Raw genomic sequence first — 7,467 nt, 5'->3', positions numbered from 1 at the left:
GAGAGCAATTTGTTGCACGCTACCTAGAGTTAAGTGGGCGAAAGTGTGATGACTTTACATTTTATGAAGTCTTTGGCCTTTTTAGATTAGCGGTCATCATTCAACAGATCTGGGCTCGCTATAGGGCTGGGCAAACAACAAACCCAGCATTTGCTGGCTTTGGAGAAGCAGTTAATACTTTGATCAACCGAGCAGAAGGAAAGATCGCATGAGAGCTGGACAGATAACGGTGTCAACACGTGGCTTTGCAGTTGTTGATGTTCCAACTCCTGATGCTGGTGCGGGACAAGTGCGCATCAAAGTAGAAGCAGCCGGTGTGTGTTTATCTGATGTGCATTTGCTGGAAGGCATCTTGTCCCCCGGCTATCTAGAGGGTGATCAGGTGACGCTAGGTCATGAAGTTGCAGGTGTGATTGATCAAGTAGGCGCAGGTGTTACAACATCTACCGTTGGCGACCGGGTTGTTGTTATTGCTGGCCAGCGCAATGCTGCTTCACAAATAACAACTATGGGTTTTGATTACAACGGCGGTTGGGCCGAATACGTTGTTACAAGCGCCGAACTAGTTGCCACAATTCCTGATTCACTGCCATTTGAACAAGCTGCAATTATTCCTGATGCTGTTTCAACTCCGTGGGCTGCAATCTCATCTACGGCCAAGATGGCAGCCGGTGAAAGCGCTGTGGTCTTTGGTGTGGGAGGACTTGGAATCCATGCGGTGCAACTATTAAAAATAGTTGGATGCAGCAAAGTTATTGCTATTGATCCACGCGAGGATGCACGAGCAAATGCTTTGGCTAGAGGGGCAGACTTTGCTTTTGCCCCAGATGATCCTGAAATCAAAAGGCACCGCGGGTTAAACGCCGCCTTTGATTTTGCAGGTGTTACACCGGTTAGAAAACAAGCATTGTCACTTCTTGGTGAGCAAGGACGGCTAGTTATTGTTGGTATTGCTAATGAGCCTATTGTGATTCCTAATGACATGGCCTTTACCTATATGCGCACCCAGATCTTGGGTCACTACGGCTCAGAAGATCACCATGTGCGAGAGCTCATTGAGTTTGCGCGTGAAGGCAAACTAGATTTATCACAATCAGTAACCGAAGTTATGCCGCTAGAAAAAGCTGCTGAAGCGTTAGATAAGTTGGCCAACAAAGTTGGCAACCCAATTCGTATTGTTTTAAAGCCCTAGCCTTTTCATGGGGGTAGCCCTAAGCAGGGTCATAAATCCTGAGAATCCATGTGTCTGACTAGTGAATTCGAGGTGCCAGAGGGTGAAATGGGCATTTTCAAGTTGCTGGCCCTCATACCCGAACCTAGGGTTTTCCCGATAGATAAACCCAAACTAAGGAGAGAGTTATGAAGGTTTTGCGTCGTAGCGCACTAGTTGCTGCAGCACTTGCCGCATTGTTGACACTGTCAGCATGCTCAAGTGATTCAGATACAGCAAGTGACACAATGACAGAAGAAACAGCTGTAGGAACAATTGTTGATGTAGCAGTTGGAGCCGGTAATTTTACAACTCTAGTCGCAGCTGTAACAGCTGCTGATCTAGTAGAAACACTGAGCGGAACTGGTCCATTTACAGTATTCGCACCAACAGATGAAGCATTTGCCGCTCTACCAGCAGGTGTTCTAGATGCACTACTTCTACCAGAGAACAAGGCGCTACTTGCACAGATCCTTACCTACCACGTTGTTTCAGGAATGGTAATGGCAGCTGATGTAACAGATGGCGATGTTGCTACTGTTGAAGGTCAGAAAATTAAGCTTTCAACAATGGGTGGCGTGACTGTTAATGGAGCAAAAGTTGTTGCAGCAGATGTTGCTGCCTCAAATGGTGTAATCCATGCAATTGATGCAGTAATCCTTCCACCAGGTGTGGATGTGTCAAAGTTCGTAAAGAAGTAATTGATTAAATAGTTCGAAGTTTCTTCACGGTTAGGGCCACCTCAGATATTGGGGTGGCCTTAACTATTTAGTTCAGCCAGTTTGTCTGTTACCTGCTTGGCAGATGGGTTAGTCATTGCAGCGCCATCACTAAAGACCAATGTGGGCACTGTGCGATTGCCACCATTTACCTTCTCAACGATCTCTGCAGTGCCTGGAACCTCTTCAATGTTGATCTCTTCAAAGGTGACACCAAGGTCTGCTAACTGGGACTTAAGGCGCTTGCAGTAACCACACCAGGTAGTTGAGTACATAACAAAGGACATTGGTTTCACTTTCTGTTGAATTAAAGAAAGTTTAGTTGCAAATAATGATTCTCGCTATCCACAGCTTTTTTAGCAACATCCACTCTCGTCACTTCTGCGCCCTACTTTGCACTCGCCTGAATCTTTATCTCACATCATTAAGCACGCCGCCAGCGATTCTTAGTGATTTCCAGACATCCGTTTGGAATGGAGAAAAGGAGTGCAAACGAATGAATCTAAATGATGTTGTGACGCTATGCGTTGCAATAGCCACTCTCATACTGCGCGTATGGGAGATGCGAAGGAACCGTCGGGCTAGACCCGACGAGACCGATCAGTTAGGCGACTGAGTTCGTATAAGGCAGTTGGGTCGGGATTGGCACCCCGGCTCAACTTCATTAATTAAAGCATACTTGTGTGTTACGCACAGTAACTTTAACGAGAAGGCAAAGCCCCGCAGCTTAATCTCTGTGGGGCTTTTGCTTTCAAGAACTACTTAATGAAGGTAATTACTTCACCATCACCTAGCTGTTGATCAGGCATTCCCTTTAATACATGCACCTTTGCCTCACCCACTACTACCCAGTGATCATCTCCGCTGCGCTTGACGATGGCTGTTAACTCATCAACGCCAATAAGTATTGAGTCATCAGGAACATGGAGCAATACTTTGGCCGCACTGTCAGGAATCCATCTAAAGAACTTATTAAAGTGTGGGATTACCCGGATCTCTGGAAGCAGGTTAAGTCCTGCTGTGGGTGCTTTTTTAAGTAGGCGAAGGTTAGGAATGTGAGAACTTAAAACCATCGCACCTGCGCTGCATCCAGCAAGTGAGGTTCCTATGCGCCAGTTCTCTTGGATTGCACTCCATAGCGCGGTGCCCATAAGGGTTTCTGTCAAGTAGTGCGGGTCTCCACCAGACATATAGATCAGAGCCGAGTTATGAATCAGCGTTGCATACTCAGGGTTGTTGGCATCTTCTCGCGTAAAGATCGGCAAGAAAATAGAGTCAACACCTAAGCGATCTGCTTGAGCTTTTCCTAATTGTTTCCAGTACTCAAGTCGATCATCACTTTCTTGACCGGCAGCTGTTGGGATTTGAACATAGATGGGTCTTTTACCGTTTTTGATTCCATCATCGATTAAAGATTTCTCAAGGCTAGCCATTGCAGGCAGGTACTCACCAGATCCAACGAGGGCAATTGATCCAATCATGCGGTGAAGTCTAGGTGTTAAAGGCTTAGCCGGCAGTGCTCACATAATCTTTAAGAGCCTGGCGCTCAGAATCAATTTCACTGACGTAGTTCTTGACCACATCGCCAATAGAAACAATAGAGAGCAGGTTGCCTGTGGCATCGACAACTGGCACGTGGCGAAAGCGAAGTGAGGTCATCATTGCCATTAATTCTTGAACTGTTGAATCTGCTGTGCAGGTGTGAACATCGACAGTCATGATGTCTCGCACATGCATGCCCACTAGTTGATCTAGCTTGCCTGGCATTGCCCGCACAACATCTCGCTCAGAGACAATGCCATCAATTGTCTTTCCATCACCAGAAACAACGAGTGCCCCAACGTGGTGGGTGTTAAGTGCATTGACCAAATCATGAACACTGGCACTTGCTGAAATAGTTTCAACTTTCTTACCTGCAATGATGCTGCTGATCTTCATGCTCTCCCCCGCGCTAGTAGGTGAGGTAATAGTGCGCCTGTTACCTGAAGAAATCAATAGGCAAGCACGCCTAGGCGCTCTTGCTACTGGTAAGCCACTGAACAACTGCATCAGCAAATCCACGATCCAAACCTGGAACATGGACTCCTCCATTGAGTGTCCATAGCTCCAGAGAACCTTTGGCGCAATTGAACAAAGATGCTGTTGTCTCAGACCCCGACATAGAGGCGATCAAATCTGACTTTTTCTTAGAATCTGGTGTGCACTGATTGTTCTTGCTCCATCGCTTTACTACTTCATCAACTGAAGGATAGTTTTGAGCAAACAATGCTCCACCTACATATGAAATCGTTGCATCTGCATCGCCATGAATATGTAGAACATTGGCTGTTTTACCCGAACATTGGCCAGGATCACTATCCATAGAGCCGGCTAAGCCGGCAATTGCTGCGACTTGATTTTTGCTTGTGCACAGGTACTGATAACTCATGAAGTGGCCGTTGGAGTGACCAAACAAATAGATGCGTGATTTATCAAGGTTGTAATCATTGGAAATCTCATCAATTAACTCATCGATGTATGCGACATCATTAACACCGGTTTTTGCAAAGTCACAGCATGCGTTAGAGGCATTCCAGTAACGATTGCCCGAACCATCCTTCAATCCATTTGGTGCAACGTATGCAAGGCCGGCGGCCATTGCAGATTCCTTGAGGTAGGTGTAATTAGTTTGTGAAATCGAGTCACCTGAATACCCATGGAGATTAATTAAAATCCCTGTTAATTCTTTGGAATTATCAGGGGAAGGCAAGAACAGTTCAGTAGGACGATCCGCACCGATAATGATGCTGGTGCTATCGGCAAACTCTTTATTTCCAATTTCGGTATCTAGGGCCGATATCAACAACACTAAGTTTGCTAACGCCACCACCATGATTGCTTTAAAGAGAATAGATCGTGGCGCTTTGAAGGTTAACAACGCTCCGATTACACCGACAATTAATAGCGCTGGTCTAGAACTAACCGAGTTCAGCAATAGCGTTGTTGCCAAAAGAATCACTGCTATTGCCGCCCTTGATGCTCTTTCTCCAATAATGCGCGGGAAAGAACGAATGCCAGATTGCCCATCTTCTTCAAAGTCTTTTAAAACATTAGCAATGTGTGCAGCAACGCCAAGTAGTGAGCCTGCCCCCATCATCCATAGTGGTGGGGTTTCATCCACAGCTAAAACTATGGATGCAGGTAGTGCAGCAAATGCAATTACATACGGCAAAGGTGAAAGGGTTGTGTATTTAAAATAGAAGTTATAGGCAAGACCAAAGCCAATACCAAGTAAGTAAACAGCTCCACCTTTTAATCCCAGTGGACCAAAGAGATTAATGATTACCGCTAATGGTGTGACAACAAAGATTGCAGTACGCAGTTGCTTAGGAGAAATTAAGCCAGAGACTAATGGTTTTGAAGTACGGTTATGTTTTAGGTCATCTTCATAATCATGTAAATCATTTGTCCAGCCAACAATCAACTGTCCCAAGAGGACACCAATAGCTATGACATAGGCAGGTCCCTCCCACCACAAAGCTCGGGCAATAAGAAAGGCAACAGTGGTAACCATCAAGGAAGGGGCAAAGTGACAAGCCTGAACAAACCCGCGCAGCCTTTTCATAGTGTCAAGTCTAACCAACCAAGGCTTCAGAGTACTTATATGGAGCTAGCGAGAATAATTACGGTCGCACACACAACGTGCGTGCCACCATCTGCGCCAATTTTCAGGAAATTTTGACCTAGTCGCTTAGCTATCGGTCGCGCGCGCTGTGCGCCAATGATACAAATACAGAGGAGCAGCTATAGCAATCGTTGTGAATGAAGTAAAGATTCTCTTTAGCGCCTGAACCTGATTGTTCTCTTCTTGCTGGGCAAGCAAAGCTGCAGATGGAGCACCTTCAGGCTTTGCGTAAATGTCTATGTAGCCAGGATCTGGAAACACTGCATTCATGATCGAGTTGATCAATGAGACGGTGGCAAACAAGGTGACCAGCAAAGTAATTAAACACACCGCATACACATACAGAGAACGCCAATCAACCCGATCATGACGGGGTTGAACGACAGGTGCGGCTGCACGCTTTGCAGGTCCCTTCTTTGCAACCGCTTTCTTTGCTGTCGCCATCGTTGTCTCCTTAGTTAGTAATGGACTTATCTTCCCACATCCATTCAAGTATCCTTCATTCTATGGCTAACAAAGAAGTGCTGGCAGTTGATCTGGGTCAATCGGGATCTCGTTTCCGACAAGGTCAGGTTTCTGTGAGCAGTGAACGTGGCAAGTTGGCTGGAGAAAATACTTTACCTGCTTTGCGCGCAGTCTTTGAATCAGCCCAAAAGTTCTCAGCAGATGTTGTCGCACTATCTTGCACTGGTTTTTATGGAGTTGTCTCTGAGCCAGAAAAATACTTACAGCTATGTAAAGAGTTCTTTGGTGCCAAAGAAGTAGCAGTTATAGATGATGGTCTGGCTGGTTTTGTTGGCGCATTAGATGGCCGCAATGGTGTTGTGCTCTCTGTTGGTGGCGGTGTTGTTTCAATCGGCGGCATTGATGGGCATTACGCACATCGCGATGGACTGGGCAATACTTTTGGTGATGAAGGAAGCGGATTTTGGTTAGGAAAATTAGCAATTACTAAAGCGTTAGCTCTTCGACAAGGTCGAGGCGATGATCCTGAGATGGTTGATTACTTTGCAGATGAGATTGCTGCCTACTTTGCTTTAGAGATTAGAAATAGCGTTGATGCCGTAAACCTCGCAACAAAGACAGCTAAAAAGGTATTAGATGCAGCAGATGCAGGCATTTCAACTGCGACTGCGATAGTTGATGAGGGTGCATTCTTATTGGCACAAAGCGTGGTTGCTGCTTGGTATGGATGTGGTGGAAAAAAGAGTGATTCCCCAGAGATAGTTATTCAGGGCGGCCCAGCACGAAATACAACGTATTCGACAAAGATTGCATTAGAAGTTAACGCCAAACTACCTCACGCAGTTGTTGTTGAATCTTCCGGCGATAACTTAGATGGAGCAACCTGGATCGCAAACAATATGCGCCAGGACGCACCGCCACTACTGCTTTGGGCTGCGCTTTAATTCAGTAATCGGATTCCACTCATTAAGTGGTGTGCGAGTCTTCTTTGGCGACAACATCAACGCTAGCAAAACCCAAAAAGTTCCTACAAATCCCAATAACATCCATGGCAAAACACGGCGTCCAAAAATATATGCACACAGCCCTGCAAAAATTCCAAAGAACAGGTGCTTAAGATCAAATGCGAACATAGGTAGAGATTAACTGGTTTACAACAAAAATCTCCTCTCCCGCACAATTTCTGTGAAAGAGAGGAGAGATTAGTTGTAGCCCCGAAGGGATTCGAACCCTCGTAGCTGACTTGAGAAGCCAGAGTCCTAGGCCGCTAGACGACGGGGCCTTGCCTGTAGATATTTCTAGGACAAACCATATTAAGTTGTATTTCTGTACTGCGCTGGGGTACCAGGACTCGAACCTAGACTTACTGAACCAGAATCAGCAGGGCTGCCAATTACCCCATACCCCAA

Annotated in this window: 9 protein-coding genes, 2 tRNA genes and 1 pseudogene; 4 read left to right on the top strand and 8 right to left on the bottom strand. The window is 46.0% G+C overall.

The window, feature by feature from the left end; translation table 11 throughout:
- From AC9UEY_RS05295 to AC9UEY_RS05285, 3 genes and pseudogenes are all read left to right on the top strand, one after another.
- Positions 1–212 (top strand): annotated as a pseudogene (locus AC9UEY_RS05295) (phosphotransferase family protein); the annotation flags it as partial.
- A complete protein-coding gene (locus tag AC9UEY_RS05290) occupies positions 209–1,192 on the top strand; it encodes a zinc-binding dehydrogenase (protein ID WP_509538778.1) in 984 nt (327 codons plus the stop codon). The pseudogene AC9UEY_RS05295 and the gene AC9UEY_RS05290, both read left to right, overlap by 4 nt.
- Positions 1,193–1,359: 167 nt before the next feature.
- Complete coding sequence (locus AC9UEY_RS05285; protein WP_509538775.1) at positions 1,360–1,911, top strand: fasciclin domain-containing protein; 552 nt, start codon at positions 1,360–1,362, stop codon at positions 1,909–1,911.
- Positions 1,912–1,970: 59 nt separating this feature from the next.
- On the opposite strand, the gene AC9UEY_RS05280 is transcribed toward AC9UEY_RS05285, so the two are convergent.
- From AC9UEY_RS05280 to AC9UEY_RS05260, 5 genes are all read right to left on the bottom strand, one after another.
- A complete protein-coding gene (locus tag AC9UEY_RS05280) occupies positions 1,971–2,216 on the bottom strand; it encodes a mycoredoxin (RefSeq protein ID WP_509538772.1) in 246 nt (81 codons plus the stop codon).
- Between the two features lie 471 nt (positions 2,217–2,687).
- A complete protein-coding gene (locus AC9UEY_RS05275; RefSeq protein ID WP_509538769.1) occupies positions 2,688–3,410 on the bottom strand; it encodes a Type 1 glutamine amidotransferase-like domain-containing protein in 723 nt (240 codons plus the stop codon).
- Between the two features lie 25 nt (positions 3,411–3,435).
- Positions 3,436–3,867: a CBS domain-containing protein gene (locus AC9UEY_RS05270; protein WP_509538766.1), complete on the bottom strand. Its 432-nt coding sequence runs from the start codon at positions 3,865–3,867 to the stop codon at positions 3,436–3,438.
- Positions 3,868–3,937: 70 nt separating this feature from the next.
- Positions 3,938–5,533: a UbiA family prenyltransferase gene (locus AC9UEY_RS05265; RefSeq protein WP_509538763.1), complete on the bottom strand. Its 1,596-nt coding sequence runs from the start codon at positions 5,531–5,533 to the stop codon at positions 3,938–3,940.
- Between the two features lie 126 nt (positions 5,534–5,659).
- On the bottom strand, positions 5,660–6,037 hold the full coding sequence (locus tag AC9UEY_RS05260) for a hypothetical protein (RefSeq protein ID WP_509538760.1): 378 nt from the start codon (positions 6,035–6,037) through the stop codon (positions 5,660–5,662).
- Positions 6,038–6,099: 62 nt separating this feature from the next.
- On the opposite strand from AC9UEY_RS05260, the gene AC9UEY_RS05255 reads away from it, so the two are divergent.
- Positions 6,100–7,002, top strand: coding sequence for a BadF/BadG/BcrA/BcrD ATPase family protein (locus AC9UEY_RS05255; RefSeq protein WP_509538757.1), 903 nt, complete (start codon positions 6,100–6,102; stop codon positions 7,000–7,002).
- Here the strand turns inward: AC9UEY_RS05255 and AC9UEY_RS05250 are convergent.
- From AC9UEY_RS05250 to AC9UEY_RS05240, 3 genes are all read right to left on the bottom strand, one after another.
- Positions 6,979–7,191 carry a hypothetical protein gene (locus AC9UEY_RS05250; RefSeq protein ID WP_509538754.1) on the bottom strand — a complete coding sequence of 71 codons (213 nt, stop codon included), beginning with the start codon at positions 7,189–7,191 and terminating at the stop codon, positions 6,979–6,981. The genes AC9UEY_RS05255 and AC9UEY_RS05250 overlap by 24 nt on opposite strands.
- Before the next feature lie 76 nt (positions 7,192–7,267).
- A tRNA-Glu gene (locus AC9UEY_RS05245) sits at positions 7,268–7,340 on the bottom strand.
- Positions 7,341–7,394: 54 nt separating this feature from the next.
- Positions 7,395–7,466, bottom strand: a tRNA-Gln gene (locus AC9UEY_RS05240).
- Position 7,467 lies beyond the last annotated feature (1 nt).

Origin of the sequence: Candidatus Planktophila sp. (genome assembly GCF_040402275.1) — a bacterium.
GTDB lineage: Bacteria > Actinomycetota > Actinomycetes > Nanopelagicales > Nanopelagicaceae > Planktophila.
The sequence above is the reverse complement of the archived record's forward strand: the minus strand, read 5'-3'. Positions and strand labels throughout refer to the sequence as shown.